This window comes from Salinicoccus sp. HZC-1 (assembly GCF_046736035.1).
Classification (GTDB): Bacteria; Bacillota; Bacilli; order Staphylococcales; family Salinicoccaceae; genus Salinicoccus.
In genome coordinates this window covers 1,446,237-1,462,893 of the sequence record NZ_CP177130.1, presented here as the reverse complement: position 1 = coordinate 1,462,893, position 16,657 = coordinate 1,446,237, and the positions used below count along the sequence as shown (strand labels likewise).

Genomic DNA, 16,657 nt, shown 5'->3' with positions numbered 1-16,657 from the left:
TATTATATACGCGTATAATTAGCATTATCAAGTTAAAAAACTTATAATATAATATAAAGAGGTGCAAAATATGGAAACTAGGTTGATTATTGTCATTGGTCATGTACAAGGTGTTGGCTTCAGGTTTTCCACTAAAATGATAGCTGATGAACTAGGAATTACAGGATATGCGAAGAATATTCAAGACTACGTTGAGATATTGGCGACAGGCGAGAAAGAAGCCTTGGAAGTATTTACAAAGAGAGTTATAGAAGGCGCCTCCCCTTCTTCAAGAGTAGATGACTATTCTATCAAGCAGTTAGAGATCGATGAAAGTTATAAAAAATTTGCAACAAAATAGTACCGACTGAAGGTGTAATATCGACATGAAATATAATATATCACATTGGTTCGCATCAATAGTCTCCATACCGGTTGCTGTTGTAACCGGACTGGCATCAATGGTTGCATTCGATATCCATCTTGTCTTCGATATGTTTATCGCAGCGGGTGGATTTTTTGCCGCATATTTACCATCACAATCTTACAGTATGAAATCACAATTGGAAAAAATGGGAATCACTAAAAGTGATTATAAATATGTTAAAACCCAACTTGCCGAAGCAAGGGAGAAAATTAGACGTTTGAGAAAGAATTATAAAAATGTGAGGACGTTGAAAGACGCAAAACTCATATATGACATCAATAGAATTATCAGAACGATTTACACTTCTGTAGAAGAAAACCCAAAACTGTTCTTTAACGTTCAACAGTTTTTCCATTCAAATCTTGACTCAGCAGTGAATACAATAGAGCAATATTTGTTTCTTTACAAAATGCCAGGGAAAACTAAAGATGAGAAAGTAAAACTGCATGAGACAAGAATTTCACTTTTAGAACTTAAACGTACAATGCAATCCAACCTTTCTGCTATGAACAGAAGCACTTATCATTCATTGGATATTGAAAAAGAAGTGATTAAATTGAACCGTAAAAGAGCAGATGGACCACTCAAGCTGAATAATAAGCTTCAGAAAGAAAAAGTGAACCTGAAAAAGAAAGAAAAAGAACCAGTAAAAGCTAACAGAGGTGAAGAACATGAAGGAAGAGAATAAATTAAAAGAAGAACTTTTAAACGATCCTTTCGCTCCTATGAATAACATGGAAGAAAAGGACACAGAACTTTCACTGCAGCCCGACCATGCTCAGGAAGTGAACCCAAATCAGACAACGGAAGCACTGACGACGTATAAAGAAAGATTTAATGAAGAAGATTTAAAGAAGATCAATGAAATTAAAGATAAGATTGAACCGCTTAATAATGACGCACTCATCCAGTATGGTTCAAATGCACAGCAGGCACTATCCAAGTTCTCCCATCAAATGTTGAATGAAGTGCAGTCCAAAGATGTCGGCCCCATTGGCGATACTTTGGAAGACTTGATGAAGAAACTTAAAGAAATTGATCCTGAGGAACTAACAAGTAAGAAAAAAAACATTATCACCCGATTGTTTAAACGTGTCAAAAAATCAGTAAATGAAATTGTTTCCAAGCACCAGAGTGTCGCCTCTCAAGTAGATCGAATCAGCATTCAACTGGAGCATGCAAAAGAGGTATTGACTAAAGACGTACACTTGCTGGATAAGCTTTATGATCAAAATAAAGATTACTTCGATGCAATCAATATTTATATTGCAGCTGCGGAATTGAAAAAAGAGGAACTAAATAATGAAGTTCTGCCGGAACTTAAAAAGAAAGCAGATGCTTCAAGTAACCAGATGCATGTACAGGATGTAAATGACATGATGCAGTACATCAACCGTTTGGAGAAACGGACACATGATCTGAAATTATCCAGACAAATCACTTTACAGTCAGCACCGCAAATTCGTATGATTCAGAACATTAATCAGACTCTGGCCGAGAAAATTCAAAGCTCAATCTTAACAAGTATTCCTCTGTGGAAAAACCAAATGGCAATTGCACTTACTTTGCTCCGCCAAGAATCTGCTTCCCAGGCACAGAGAGCTGTTACGAATACTACGAATGAACTGCTAACTAAAAACTCGGAAATGCTTAAGCAGAATTCACTCCGTACCGCAGAAGAAAATGAACGGGGTATTGTAGATATCGAGACGCTTAAAACCACACAGGAGAATCTTGTTACAACAATTGAAGAGACTCTCAGAATCCAACAAGAAGGTTCGCAGAAACGCCAAGTGGCAGAGAAGGAACTTGTACAGATGGAAGAAGACCTTAAATCCAGATTACTTCAGCTTAAAGAAGACCATCGTTACTAATTTAAATACTAAAGAGCAGTTCGGATTAATCCGAACTGCTCTTTTCTTTGTTAAGTGTATTGGATTTTTTCTTTCTTCATACCAATCAAGTAACCGGCAATGTATCCGATAACCAGGAAAGGTATCCATTCGAATGAACTTGCGAAGAATGGGAGATTCTCAATCCAGGCCATTTCAAGCCATCCATTCCTATGAACGACGCCAAGTACGCTAACGACAATTACGAGCGCTATAGGCAACTGGAAGCTGATCCGAGGTGATGAAACAAAGTAAGTTACAAACAATAGTATAACAGACGTAATTGCAATTGGATAAATAATTGAAAGTACAGGAACGCTTGTTTGAATTACCTGCTCCAATCCTTGGTTTGCGAGTGCAAAGGATATAACGGTAAATATGGCAGCAAAAACTTTGTAAGAAACTTTAGGTATAATCTTATGGAAATATTCACTTACTGCAACGATAAGCCCTGTTGCTGTCGTCAGACAGGCAAGGAGTACTATCGCACCTAACAGAATCGTTCCAAACTGGCCATAGGCTACATCAGCAACAAATGTCAGAATGAATGTACCTGCATTCTGGTCACCAATATCTGCCGGAGTCAGATCGACTTTATTACCAATCCAACCAAGTGAAATATAAATGATACCGAGAAGAATGGCAGCTATGGATGCTGATTTAATTGTACCAATCAGCAGTTCTTTTCTGTTTGTAATGCCCATATCCCGAATGGCATTGAGTACAATAACTGAGAATGCAATGGCGGCGATTGCGTCCATTGTTAAGTAACCTTCTGTGAATCCGACAGAAAACGGTGAGTTTACATTGAATCCTTCTGCTACTGGCACAGGATCTTTACCGAAGTACAACGTTATTGCACGTATAATAAGTGCAACTATTGTTATCAATAGGATAGGAGTAAGTATTTTTCCGATACTGTTTGTGATAGACTCCGCTTTGTAACTAAGAGCAAAGACAATTATAAAGAATACAACACTGAAGATAAGAAGACTTAACGCTCCTGGATTATCCATAAATGGTAAGATAGCCATTTCATAACTTGTTGTTGCCGTTCTAGGTATGGCGAAGAATGGTCCAATCGTTAAATATATAGCGACCATGAAAATGATTGCAAAAGCAGGATGCACCACTTTTAATGATTCAACATACCCATCTTTGGATATTGAACCGGCAATAACGCCGAGCAATGGCAGTCCTACACCCGTAAGGACAAAACCGGCAATTGCCAGCCAGAAATGGTCTCCGCTTTGAAAACCAAGGCCTGGTGGGAAAATAAGGTTACCCGCACCGAAGAACATGGCAAAAAGCATGAAACCGACGATGAAACTATTTTTAGTACTCATCTTGTGACCTCCTAATATGTGAAATAATTGATAAACATTAGTTTACATTATAAATACTTTAAAGTCCATAAAATTTTTAATTATCAGACATATCAAAGCGGTATAAATTTATATGATTAATGACTTAATAATCCTTTCAATAATATTTGGCAAAATATAAGCGATTTGCTCCATATCTTCAACGATTACAGTATTCTGTCCATATATATTTTTAATGGCATTACGAGTGTTTTCTTCATTATCGGCATCTATAAAAATGTTGATCACATTAATGCCTGATTTTTTTGCTTCATTGACCGCCTCGTGAGTATCAATCACACCACTTTGATTATACTCCTCTGCACTTGGCAACCCATCAGAGAATATAATCATAAATTTATCTTTTTCCATCCGTTTATTTAATACATCGATTTCATTCCTAAATATAAATCCGTCCCTATTATCACCGGAAGCTTCAATATCCAATAGGGAAACAGGATAATAATATTTAGACTTATAGAAATCAAGATGTTCATATAAATAATTCGGATAATAATCAGACATAATTTCAAATGAATCTTCATGATGGGAGACGATACGCTGCGGTATTCCTAATGTTTTTAAAATATTGTTGATGATGATGACCCCATCGATGCATTCATCCAGATACTCTGTCATAGAATAGGACTGATCAAGGACTATGGAAAATGCTGCATCCACTTCTTTTGACTCTGTGACTTTTTTGGTGAACAGCTTATGGCTGCCGCTGATAATCGGGCTGACAGGGTTTTTCATCAGTTTTCCTGAGCTGCGGTTCGTTTGAAAATCATTCATCTTGAAATTCAGCATTTTTGTTATGTCTCCTATTACCTGCTGCGCCAGATCATTGTGAGAATCATAAATTTTTCTATATCTTTCATAGTTCGTCATTTTAACTTTAGGCTGTCTGATGACAAGTTCTGCATGATTATTCGCTGCATTTTTATCTTTAACTAAGTTATCCCCGCGGTTTTGTCCGAATCCTTCATGAAAATCTTCCACATCATCATCATAGTTATTTTCGAGATTATGTCTGCTTTTCCTGGCATTATTATCCCCGGTTTCACCCAGTACACTTGCATCAGAAGCATCACGATCCGTTTTTGTATCTACCCTGCTCGTATCATGATCTACGTCATTTTCATCATCGTCTGATTGCAGACTGCTACTGTCTTTTCTGAACGGCGTCGTGTGATTATAGACACTTATATCATTAAACGGCATATCATAGATTTGCTGATAGCTGGACAGTGAGTGCTGTAGTGCTGAATGCTGAATGATTCGCTCTGTGATTTCTATGCTTTCTCTTGTACTGTTACTGATAATATTAAATACATTATCATTGGTAATAATAGTTTCTTCATATTTGAGAACAGAACAGTTCAAGTCTTTCAAAAGAATTTCTGCATCATTTTCAACTGATTTTTGATATTCTTCCATTAAAATACTATCGCCATGCAAAATCATATTTTTTATAAAAGGACGCTTTCTTACCGATTCGAGTCTGTTTCTGTAATGCTCGAGTGTTAAAAAAATCTGCTGGAATAAAATACTCAGATCCTTAACATTTTCAAACTCATCATAATCAAATAGAGTAGCCGATGAAAAACGTGTAAGGATATCGTGTCTGAATCCTTCGAGTTCTGTAATATCGTACCTATGCTTCCAAAATGTGCTCACATACATCGTATTGACCGAAGGATTAAAGTAGCTGTATTTACGTACAGAAATAGACACGTCTTTATCTTTAAATAGTAGACGTGTCAAATCTGTAAGTTCCATCATCACTTCTGAGTTGATGATTTCATCATTAAATTTTATAAACGAATAACTCATAATTATCACATTCCAAAATGAAGTTCGGCTGCATTGAGTATGGCCTTCTTCTCCTGTTCACTATCGAGTTTATCGATAATGGAACGGTAGCAGGCACGGGAAAGGGGCATCATTGTACTTAAATCAGCCATATCAAGAAGACTCCTGACGCTGGAAGGCTCTCTTGAAATCTGGCCTTGTTCGGTCATTGTAACCAGATCTTGATGGAAATCAGTCAGTATATCGATGATTTTTTCATCTTTTTGAATACTTTGATCCACCAATACCTCTTTAAGGGATTCCTTTGATACATAGCCAATTTCAATGACATTGAATCTGTTTAAAAGTGCTTCGTTCATCGGCATTGTTCCCACATAACCGACGTTAATCGCTGCAATACACTTAAAGTCATCATCTGCTTTTAAAGTTTTACCTGTCAGAGGGTTGGTGATCGTTCTTCTATAGTCCAGGGCTGCATTCAAAATTGGAAGCACTTCCGGCTTAGCCATATTTATTTCATCGATATAGAGAATAGAACCGGCATTCATTGCACGGATTACCGGCCCATCGATAAAGACAATCTCTTGTTTACCATCGACGTACTCAATCGTTTTAAAACCGAGTAAGGCTTCAATATCGACATCGACTGAACAGTTGATACTGAAGATTTCCTGATTCAATTCATTTGCCAAATCTTCGGCCAGCCGCGTTTTACCGGAACCTGTCGGCCCTTTTAATAAAAGATTTTTTCCTAAGTTTAATATGCTTTCGGCATCCTGTTTAATATATTCATCATTGTGTAAAAAACGGGCACACATAATTAATTCACATCTTCAAAATAAGTCTTATAATAACCGCCGACTTTACCGGAGTTATCTTTGACGAATATATATTCTTCAGTTTCATTAACAACCGTATACTCTTTGCCTTCTGTGAGCATATCAGAAACTTTATATTTTGCAGCATTTGTATGCACTGTCTTTACTTTTCTTAAATTGTTTTCATTCCATGTTTCATGAAGCATATTTTATCTCTCCAGACTTTCAGAATTTAAATACAGTTTAACATAAAAACAGCAGGCTTCCCATGTGGAAACCTGCTGTGAAAATAATTTACTAGCCTTCGAGAAGAAGGTCTTCAGGATTTTCAACTAGATCTTTGATTGTTTTAAGGAATCCAACAGCTTCTTTACCATCAATCACTCTGTGGTCATAGCTGAGGGCAATATACATCATTGGACGATTTTCCATTTTATCATCATCCACTGCAACAGGACGCTTCTGAATCGTATGCATACCCAAAATTGCAGCTTGCGTTCCATTGATGATCGGCGTGGACATAAGTGATCCAAACACACCACCGTTAGTGATTGTGAATGAGCCGCCTGACATGTCGTCTAGGCCAAGTTTCTTGTCCTGTGCTTTCTTAGCAAGGGTAGCAATGTCAGATTCAATATCAGCGAAAGTCTTGCGTTCTGCATCTCTTACGACAGGGACAACCAGACCTTCTTCTGTAGAGACAGCAACACCGATGTCGAAGAATTGCTTAAGAATAAGGTCGTCTCCATCAATTTCAGCATTTACTGCAGGGTATTTTCTAAGTGCAGCTACAGATGCTTTAGTGAAGAATGACATAAATCCTAGTCGCGTGCCGTCATGACGTTCCTGGAACTGTTCTTTTTTACGTTTTCTCAATTCCATGAGATTTGTCATATCCACTTCGTTGAATGTAGTCAGCATCGCGGTATTTTGCGAAACTTCCAGAAGACGTTTAGCAATTGTTTTTCTTCTGCGTGATAATTTTTCTCTTACCACAGGTTTTTCCGGTGTACCTGAAGATTGTGCCTTAGGCGCTTCTTTTTTAGGTGCTTCCTCTTTAGCAGGCTGTTTGGAGTGGTTGTCAACGTCCTGACTTCTTACAAGACCGCGTGGATCTGATGCATTGATATCACTTAAGTCAATGCCTTTTTCACGCGCCATGCGTCTGGCAGATGGTGTTGCGACAATACGTTCATTGTCATCATCCTGAGATTCACTTGCCTTTTCTTTAGCCGGTTCTTCTTCTTTCTTGTCTTCAGCCGGTTTCTCTTCAGATTTATCAGATTTACCTTCGTCGGACTTGCTTTCTTCAGCTTTACTTTCGTCAGACTTGCTTTCCTCAGAAGCGCTGTCGGAAGAGCCGCCGCCTTCGCCGTTTTCATCAACGATGGCAATTACCTGTCCAACTTCAACAGTATCACCTTCTTCAGCTTTGAGTTCTGTAATCACTCCTGCTTCTTCGCTGATCACTTCAACGTTTACTTTATCCGTTTCAAGCTCAAGTATATTTTCACCCTGCTCTACACGGTCTCCTTTTTGCTTTAACCAACTTGCGATAGTTCCTTCTGTGATGGATTCAGCCAATTCAGGTACTTTTACTTCTGCCATTATTTTACCTCCTAGGATTTTAGAGCGTTATCAATAATATTTTGCTGTATGAGTTTGTAGGACTCACCGTCACCCTCTGCTGGAGAAGCGCGTCTGATTCTGCCCACATAATTAAATTCCACTTTTTCTGGAACGATATCCAGAAAATGTGGTAATGCATAATGATATGCACCCTGGTTTTTAGGTTCTTCCTGAACAAATCTGACTTCATCCAGATTTTTAAGGTCGGCAAATAAATCTTTGATTATCTCAGATGGGAAAGGATAGATTTGTTCCAAACGAACAATAAGAATTGAATCATCAGGATTATCTTTTTGCTCGGTAATCAAGTCTATCGCCATTTTACCACTTGCAATCAGTACTTTTTTAACTTTTGTCTTTTTATATTCAGGGATGATGACTTCTTTAAAGCTGCCTTCCACAAAAGCACTTATCGGTTCACTGACAATTTGATTGCGGAGCAGGCTTTTTGGTGTCATTAGAACAAGTGGTTTCATGCTGTCAGTACCTAAATACTTTGCCTGTCTTCTTAGAAGATGGAAGTAATTGGAACTGCTTGAAAGATTGGCAACAGTCATATTGTTTTCTGCAGCAAGCTGGAGGTATCTTTCCAGGCGTGCTGATGAGTGTTCTGCACCCTGCCCTTCTGAACCGTGTGGAAGGAAGAGTGTCATTCCAGACTGTTCACCCCATTTTGCGTTGCCGGCAGACAGGAAATTATCATAGATGACCTGGGCCATATTGGAGAAGTCTCCGTACTGTGCTTCCCATATTGCCATAGCTTCGTTGTTCTCAACATTATATCCATAATCAAAACCGACTACAGCTGCTTCAGAGAGCGGTGAATTATGCACATCAAATGTGGCATTTGAATCACTCACTTCATGTAATGGTATAAATTCTTCCCCTGTTTCAGGGTCATGGAGTACTACGTGTCGCTGTGCAAATGTACCACGCTCAGAATCCTGGCCGGTTAATCTAATGGGCGTACCATCCTGATTGATCGTAGCAAATGCAAGTGCTTCAGCATGTGACCAGTCAACCAGTGCTTCTTCATCTTCGAAAGGTTTCTTCCTTCGATTCAGAACATTGGACAGTTTATTAAAGACAGTGAAATCCTCGGGATAATCAAACAGTTCCTCATTTATTTCGGAGAGTCTGTCGAGACTGATATCCTCCTGGGCATTTTCATGTCCTTTGAGAACTGCCTCTGGAGTTTTAAGTTCACTATCAATGTTTGTATCTGATTTATCAATTTTGTCATGCGCGGCTCTCATTTCATCAATCACGCCTTGGATGATTTGTTTCTTCTCATCCTCAGTGATGACTTCCTGTTCAACGAGCTCACTGCCGTAAAGTTCATCAATAGTTTCACGTTCTTTAATTTCTTTGTAAAGCATCGGGTTTGTAGTAGACGGCTCATCCATTTCATTATGGCCGTATCTGCGATAGCCCACTAAATCGATGACAATGTCTTTATTGAATTTCTGTCTGTATTTTAAAGCGATCTCTATTGATCTCAATACATGTTCAGGCTTATCAGCATTCACATGAAAAACAGGCAGATCAAAACCAAGCGCTGCATCAGACGCGTAGACTGTAGATCTTGCATCAGTTTCTTCAGTTGTAAAACCGATACGGTTATTTGCAATGATGTGGAGTGATCCACCTACTGCATAACCCTCCAGTTTACCTAGGTTTAGAGATTCATATACAATTCCCTGGCCAGGGAATGCTGCATCACCATGGATGATAGCTGCAAGTGCCTGATTATAATTCTGATCAGGCAATCCGGGGCGATCAGTTTTTTCCTGTTGTGCACGAGTCTTACCAAGTACTACAGGACCAACAACTTCAAGGTGACTTGGATTGTTAGCAAGACTGATGCGTTGTTCCAAACCTTTGTCATTTCTTGTTTTGGCACCGCCAAGATGGTATTTAACATCGCGTGCCCAGCCTTGAGTGATTTCTAGTGAACCATCTTCCGGAAGGAATTTCATAGGATCTGTATGCATGAATTCACTGATCATCATTTCGTATGGCTTTTCAAGGACGTGTGTTAATACATTCAGTCTTCCTCTATGTGCCATGCCGATCTGAAGATTTGGAATTTCTTCCTCAGCCATTAAATTAAGAAGGTGATCAAGCATTGGAACTAAACTGTCGACACCTTCAATTGAGAAACGTTTAGCACCAACGAAGTTTTTGTGAAGATACTTTTCAAAGCCTTCAACTTTTGCAAGTGTTTTAAAAAGATGTTTCTTTTCATCATCGCTTAAGGAAATAGGACTTTGCTGTTCGACTGTTTCCTTAAGCCATTGACGCTCTTCAGTGTCATTGATATGCATATATTCATATGCAAGCGGCCCAGTATACAATTCATATAGCTGGGTCATTGCTTCATATGCGCTATCATATTGATCCTGGAGATGCGAGCTAACCAGAGAAGCTGGCATCTTTTTAAGATCATCTTCAGTAAGACCATAATCTTCAAAATCAAGACTCGGAATGTTTTTGACATCTGGTCTGTAGACCGGATAAATATCTGATTTCAGATGACCAAACAGTCTTATATTATCCAATAGTCTCAGCAAACCTTTTACCTTGCTTTGACCCACTTGCGATACATCAGTACCGGATTGGCTGGATCCAATACTTTCAAACAGCGTGCGCATTTCCTCGCTCACACTGTTGGAATCCTCCTGATACATATCATGAAGCTCGAGAATCATTCCCAGGTTTGTTCCAAAACGAAGCGGAGCGTTCTCAAGTTCTTTCTCTTGCATTTTGCCACCCTCTTTAGAATCTTTTTAACTTTTACACATACTATTTTAGCATTAAGACATACTGTTTTAAAGCGAATTGTAGCAGTAAAAGTCACAATATGATCAATTATCTCGGGAATCTCATCGTTACTTTTGTAAATTTACCCTCTTTACTTTCTAACCATACGTTTCCCTTATAGTTCTCAATTAATTTTTTAGCGATTGAAAGTCCAAGACCATTGCCGCCCTGCTGCCTGCTCCTGGATTTATCTACTCTGTAAAACCTATTGAAAATAGCATCAATTTCATCTTGGGGAATACCAATACCATGATCCATGATAGAGATGTCGAAATAATCATCTTTCTTTTCAGTCGTCACGATAATGTGCTTTTTGTCAGTGTCATATTTTATGGCATTATCTAAAAAGATAATGAGCATCTGTTCCAAATGATAGGAATTTATCAGGAACTTAATTGGTGATTTTTCAAGATCCAGAGAAAATGTATAATCCGGATGCACTTTTTGCATTGAATTAACGCGGCTTCTAATTTCTTCGTTAATATCGATTTCATCCCTGATATCATTCATTTTGCCATCATTTTTAGTCAGGAGTAATAGTTCTTCAACGAGCTTGTTAATCCGCTTTAGCTCATCTATGGATATATTCAGGGATTCATCCAGTACTTCAGGCTTATGCTTACCCCACCTGCTAATTAATTTCAAGTGTCCCTGAATGATTTGAAGCGGAGTCCTGAGTTCGTGTGAAGCATCTTCTACAAACTGTTTTTGCTGATTATAAGATTCTTCAAGTGAATCCATCATATGATTGAACGATTCCACCATGTAATCTGTTTCCTCAGTATCGGTTCTTAACTTCAAACGTTCTGAGAAGCCTTCTGATTCTATCCTTTTCAATTGATTAGCTATGCTCCTGATGGGCTTTACCATTTGTGTCGAGAAAAAATAACTGATGATTGATGTAAACAGTATAGACAGAAAACCAACGATTACAGCGATAAACATCATCATTCTTATTACAGAGTTATAGGAGTCCAGGGGGTGGATTACCGATAAGTAACCGTCCCAGTATTGGGATTCGATATTTACCCTGCCAATCAGGTAACTGGTCTCATTTGTTTCCATCTGGGATATCTCTCTCTCAAAAACAGGTTCAAATTCACTCTCCAGGTCCATAGGTACACCTGTGGTTGCACTGTAGACAACATCCCCACCCTGGGTATAGAGAATCATTTTCTGCCTGTCATAGAGGCTTGAGTATATCTCATTTTGTGCAATTGTATTTATCGGTTGGGATTCATACAATGATTCCAGCTCTTCAAGACTCCTTTTCAGTGAACGATCTTCTTGGTCTTTTAAGTAAACGCTCGTAAAATAAATAAGTAAAGAGCTGAATATCAAATAAGTTATCGTAATGATGAGTGTCGACAGTTTCAGCCATTTGTATTTTAACGAATTTCTGTTCATGACCGGATCACATATCCTACCCCGCGGACCGTTTCAATGAGTTTATGTTTATCAAACGGTTTTAATTTATTGCGCAGGTATCTGATATATACGTCAACAACATTTGTCTCTACCTCACTTTCATATCCCCAAACATGATTTAGAATTGTTTCCCTCTGAAGAACGATGCCAACATTTTTAACCAATAAATGAAGCAGCTCATATTCTGTCTTGGTAAGTTCAATATCCTTACTGTCGATTGTGACTCGGTAGGCGGAAGTATCAATGGAAATGCCATGCAGGGTCAAAACTTCCTGTTTGTCCTCCGAGTTTGCAGTACGTCTCATAATCACACGGATTCTTGCGAGAAGTTCTTCTATTTCAAAAGGTTTGACAATGTAATCATCCGCTCCGTAATCAAGACCGACGACCTTATCATATGTTTCCCCTTTTGCTGTAATGATTACAATCGGCACATCTTTGATTTTTCTTATTCTTCTGCATACTTCAAGACCGTTAAGTTCAGGCAGCATTAAATCAAGAAGAATACATTCATAATCATTATCCAGAGCCTTTTCCAGGCCATCGGAACCGTTATCAGATAGCGTCACGGAATAACCTTCGTGAACAAGCTCCAATTCTATGAAGCGTGCGAGATTGATTTCATCCTCAACAACCAAAATGTGTTTCATACTCATCTTCCTATCTTTTGTTTTTCATATCATATCATTTTAAGTGTTTTATGGAAAAAATAAAATGCATAGCGGGATGCTATATGTCAGTTTATTAAAGTATTCGCTGTTTCTATCATACAACTTTGCACTTAATTAATAATTTGTTTAAAAAGCCGGAGACTCTTCATCAATAATGGAGTATTCTCTTATGATTATTTATCATAATTGCATAATAAAAAAGCAACGCCCATAATTTTGGACGTTGCCGTATTTGTGTTGGATATATTCCTCTGGTTTGAAAATGATCTTTTAAATAAGGGGGGCTTATTCATTCTCATTGATAATCATTTTCAATTACATTCTATCCACTAATATGCCAGGTGTCAAGTTTTTTATGAAAAATTAATGCTGTTGCCACTACAACCGCTGTTCCGGCAACAATTCCCGCGATAACATCAGTTGGATAGTGAACACCAAGATAGACTCTTGAGGATGAAATCATGAGTATGAAGAAACCACATAAAGCATATAAGATGCCTTTATTATGAAGTCCGCTGTTCTTAACAAGGGTCATCATAGAACCAAAAAATATTGTTGATCCCATTGCATGGCCGCTGGGAAAACTGAATCCTGTAATATCAATAAGCCTTAGTAAAGAAGGTCTTTCTCTATCAAAAGATTTTTTCGTTACAGGAATTAAAATACTGCTGGCAAGCATGGCGACAATCAGAAAAAGTGTATGAAACTCAAGCTTGTACAGCATTAGAATAGTGATCATTATCAAAGATAATATCACCATTGATAATACTTCCCCTACTTGTGTAAACCCAAGCATAAGCGCTGTTGTTATGAAACTTTCAGATGCATATATGAATTCGTAGACTTCAGTATCAATCCATTTGCCAACTCTGGATTCATGAAAGTAAGCAATGACGCCAAATATTAGTGTGAATACGAGAAATAATGATAGTTTCTTTATACGACTCACTATTTTTCCTCCTTGCTGAGCAGTCGATCGACAAGGTCTTCAGGCTTAAATCCTCCTTCAAACGCCTTCATTCTTGCGATGATTTCGCCTCTGTTGTTTTCTATTCTAGATGCGCTTTCCCTAAATTTCGTCAAACTTAATTCATTTTCCTGAATCACTTCTGCATATCCTTTTTCTTTAAAGAATTGAGCATTTTCCATTTGATCTCCCCTGCTTTGTGAAAGAGGCAAAGGAATAAGAATCATGGGCTTTTCATTGAGCAAAAACTCATATATCGCATTCGATCCACTGCGGCCAACAATCAAATCCGAAATCCTTATCAAATGGGACAGCTCCCTTTTAACAAATTCGAATTGTTTGTAACCTTCTCTTTCAAGGGAGGATTCGTTGTTCCCGTGACCACAGAGATGGATGATCTGCCATTCATCCAGAAGTGCATCCAAGTTGTTTCTGACGAATTGATTAATCGATTTCGAACCCAGGGAACCTCCCATGATCAACATGATTGGTTTTTCCGGATTGAAATGCGTAATTTCATAACCGATGCTTGAGTATCCTCTTTTTAGTTCATCCCGGATTACAGGGCCAAGGTATTCAGATTTTTTATCTGGTAGATAATCGAGTGTCTTTTTAAATGTAACAAATATTCTGGTTGCAAATTTACTCGCTATTTTATTCGCAAGCCCTGGTGTAATATCCGATTCATGTATATAGACAGGGATGTTAAGAGACTTTGCAGCTAATACAACAGGGACACTTACAAATCCGCCTTTTGAAAAAACAAACTCAGGCTGTTCCCTTTTTAAAATTTTTCTGGCATCAAGAATCCCTTTTAATACTTTAAAAAAATCTTTAGCATTTTCCATTGAAATATAACGTCTTAATTTCCCGCTGGAAATGTTGAAATATTTAATTGAAGTTGCGCTGATTATTTCTTTTTCTATACCCTTCTTGGAACCAATATATACGGGTTCAATATCTCTATTATACAGTCCGGGAATTAGAAGCTTATTAAGCATTACATGCCCCACAGTGCCTCCTCCTGTGAGAACTACTTTTCTCTTTTTTGAATCCATAATTTCCTCCATACTCTATTATTCTAAATACTTTAAACTATTTATCTTATTTGTACAATATAAAGCCGCATAAACATTTATGTCCATGCGGCTTTAATGTTATTCTGTTTCCTGATCTTCAGGAGTTTCCTCAGTCGTTTCTTCATCGGAAGATTCCTCGGGACTATCTTCCGGAACTTCCTCGGAAGTTCCTTCGGATTCTCCTTCAGATTCCTCGTCTGGATTAATGCGTTCGACTTTAATGTGTTTTGCATTTTCAGCCGCGCGTCTTTCAATCTCTTCTTTAGTGTGCTCTTCATTGATGTAATCAACCAGATAGTTTAGCTGCGCATCATTTTCATTGATGTATTTTCTCATCTCACTCATTAAAGCTACTGATGTTTCACCTGTAACATCGCCTGTCTGTTCTAAATTATGTTCACTTTGGAAATTTAGAACGGCATTTGTAAGTGCAGGACTGAAAGTCGTATTGAAATTATCCACTTGGTATCCGAGCGTGTCCAACGCCACTTTAATGGAAGTCACTTTTTCATGGGATTGGCCTTCGGTATAAACTTCCTCTTCTCCAAGCATTTCAACTCTATAATAGTCCGGGTTAACAAGTTTTATATCTGGTGTGATTCCTTTTTCATGAATCCAGTTACCCTCGGGTGTAAGCCACTTGGTGTTCGTGTACTTGAGCATGGAGTTATCGCCAAATTCTTTCGTTCTTTGTACAACTCCTTTACCAAATGATCGTGTACCAGCAATAGTTACGTCGTTCAAGTCATTCATCGCTCCGGTAAATACTTCAGATGCGCTTGCAGACCCTTCATTAATCAATATATATACATTCATATCTTCTGTACTTGGGTTCGATTCCCCATTTGTTACAATTTCAGTTCTTTCACCTGAATTGTCTTCGAGGTAAAGTGCTGTCTGTCCTTTATCGATAAACTGGTTAATCATGGCTACAGCTTCATCCAACAAACCACCCGGATTATAACGGAAGTCAATAATAACATCTTCAACGTCATCTTCAGCAGCTTGATTCAAGCTCTTTTCAAATTCTTCGGTTGTCCCCTGCTGGAATCTGTTGACACTGATGTGACCGACACCATCGACCACATCATATGTCACACTTTCAATATGGATTGTGTCACGTGTAATTGAAATTTCCATTGGTTCACTGTCCCCGCGGACAATGGTGAGGACAACATCCGTCCCTTTTTCTCCACGAATAAGCTGTACTGCTTCATGAGTAGTCATTCCTTCGATGGATTCCCCATCTACAGCGATAATCTGATCCCCCGGTTCGATACCGGCTTGTTCTGCCGGGGAACCTTTCATTGGGGAAGTAATGACGATGCGGTTGCCTTCCTGCATCACTTCGGCACCGATACCTTCAAAGTCTCCTGTGACTGATTCCTGGAATTCGGCTGTCTCATCCTTATTCATGTATTCACTGTAAGGATCATCAAGTCCTTCAACCATTCCTTCAATGGATGATTCAATTAAAGCATTTCTATCTGTATCTTTATAGTATTCTGAAGTGATAGTGTCATAAACATTATAAAGTTTAGCAAACTCACTTCTAGTATCTGTCCCCACATTGACAGCTTTTTCTGAACCAGCTTCCAGGCTCAGGGCTGTCACGATAGCTGTAGAGAGTACAGCTGTAAGTATGATAATGATGAACCAGAATAATTTGATACTTATGCGGCGTCCGCCACCTTCGACTGATTTTTCATTTTTGTGATCCTCATTCAAAATTCACACCTAATTTCTACTTGAATAATTAAATAAT

Annotated in this window: 14 protein-coding genes; 3 read left to right on the top strand and 11 right to left on the bottom strand. The window is 38.4% G+C overall.

Annotated elements, in window-relative coordinates; all coding sequences use genetic code 11:
- Nucleotides 1-70: 70 nt before the first annotated feature.
- Genes ACKRAT_RS07405 through ACKRAT_RS07395 form a run of 3 tightly spaced genes read left to right on the top strand, consistent with a single transcriptional unit; the run spans nt 71 to nt 2,280 of the window.
- On the top strand, nt 71-340 hold the full coding sequence (locus ACKRAT_RS07405) for an acylphosphatase (protein ID WP_411841869.1): 270 nt from the start codon (nt 71-73) through the stop codon (nt 338-340).
- A gap of 25 nt (nt 341-365) precedes the next feature.
- Entirely contained in the window at nt 366-1,094 is a 729-nt protein-coding gene (locus tag ACKRAT_RS07400; protein ID WP_411841868.1) for a 5-bromo-4-chloroindolyl phosphate hydrolysis family protein, read from the top strand.
- Nucleotides 1,078-2,280: a toxic anion resistance protein gene (locus ACKRAT_RS07395; protein ID WP_411841867.1), complete on the top strand. Its 1,203-nt coding sequence runs from the start codon at nt 1,078-1,080 to the stop codon at nt 2,278-2,280. Before ACKRAT_RS07400 ends, ACKRAT_RS07395 begins: the two co-directional genes overlap by 17 nt.
- Before the next feature lie 50 nt (nt 2,281-2,330).
- On the opposite strand, the gene brnQ is transcribed toward ACKRAT_RS07395, so the two are convergent.
- From brnQ to ACKRAT_RS07340, 11 genes are all read right to left on the bottom strand, one after another.
- Complete coding sequence (gene brnQ, locus ACKRAT_RS07390; protein WP_411841866.1) at nt 2,331-3,644, bottom strand: branched-chain amino acid transport system II carrier protein; 1,314 nt, start codon at nt 3,642-3,644, stop codon at nt 2,331-2,333.
- Between the two features lie 108 nt (nt 3,645-3,752).
- Nucleotides 3,753-5,498: a hypothetical protein gene (locus ACKRAT_RS07385; RefSeq protein WP_411841865.1), complete on the bottom strand. Its 1,746-nt coding sequence runs from the start codon at nt 5,496-5,498 to the stop codon at nt 3,753-3,755.
- Between the two features lie 5 nt (nt 5,499-5,503).
- On the bottom strand, nt 5,504-6,295 hold the full coding sequence (locus ACKRAT_RS07380) for an AAA family ATPase (RefSeq protein ID WP_411841864.1): 792 nt from the start codon (nt 6,293-6,295) through the stop codon (nt 5,504-5,506).
- A gap of 2 nt (nt 6,296-6,297) precedes the next feature.
- Nucleotides 6,298-6,501, bottom strand: a complete 204-nt coding sequence (locus ACKRAT_RS07375) for a DUF6501 family protein (protein ID WP_411841863.1) — start codon at nt 6,499-6,501, stop codon at nt 6,298-6,300.
- Nucleotides 6,502-6,592: 91 nt separating this feature from the next.
- Nucleotides 6,593-7,903 (bottom strand): 2-oxoglutarate dehydrogenase complex dihydrolipoyllysine-residue succinyltransferase, encoded by a 1,311-nt coding sequence (gene odhB / locus ACKRAT_RS07370; RefSeq protein WP_411841862.1) that lies wholly within the window; start codon nt 7,901-7,903, stop codon nt 6,593-6,595.
- A gap of 11 nt (nt 7,904-7,914) precedes the next feature.
- Nucleotides 7,915-10,689: a 2-oxoglutarate dehydrogenase E1 component gene (locus ACKRAT_RS07365; RefSeq protein ID WP_411841861.1), complete on the bottom strand. Its 2,775-nt coding sequence runs from the start codon at nt 10,687-10,689 to the stop codon at nt 7,915-7,917.
- 106 nt (nt 10,690-10,795) lie between these two features.
- Nucleotides 10,796-12,154: an ATP-binding protein gene (locus ACKRAT_RS07360; protein WP_411841860.1), complete on the bottom strand. Its 1,359-nt coding sequence runs from the start codon at nt 12,152-12,154 to the stop codon at nt 10,796-10,798.
- Entirely contained in the window at nt 12,151-12,825 is a 675-nt protein-coding gene (locus ACKRAT_RS07355; protein ID WP_411841859.1) for a response regulator transcription factor, read from the bottom strand. Before ACKRAT_RS07355 ends, ACKRAT_RS07360 begins: the two co-directional genes overlap by 4 nt.
- Before the next feature lie 343 nt (nt 12,826-13,168).
- Nucleotides 13,169-13,795: a phosphatase PAP2 family protein gene (locus tag ACKRAT_RS07350; protein ID WP_411841858.1), complete on the bottom strand. Its 627-nt coding sequence runs from the start codon at nt 13,793-13,795 to the stop codon at nt 13,169-13,171.
- Nucleotides 13,795-14,871, bottom strand: coding sequence for an undecaprenyldiphospho-muramoylpentapeptide beta-N-acetylglucosaminyltransferase (locus ACKRAT_RS07345; protein ID WP_411841857.1), 1,077 nt, complete (start codon nt 14,869-14,871; stop codon nt 13,795-13,797). Before ACKRAT_RS07345 ends, ACKRAT_RS07350 begins: the two co-directional genes overlap by 1 nt.
- A gap of 99 nt (nt 14,872-14,970) precedes the next feature.
- Nucleotides 14,971-16,620 carry a S41 family peptidase gene (locus ACKRAT_RS07340; RefSeq protein ID WP_411841856.1) on the bottom strand — a complete coding sequence of 550 codons (1,650 nt, stop codon included), beginning with the start codon at nt 16,618-16,620 and terminating at the stop codon, nt 14,971-14,973.
- Nucleotides 16,621-16,657 lie beyond the last annotated feature (37 nt).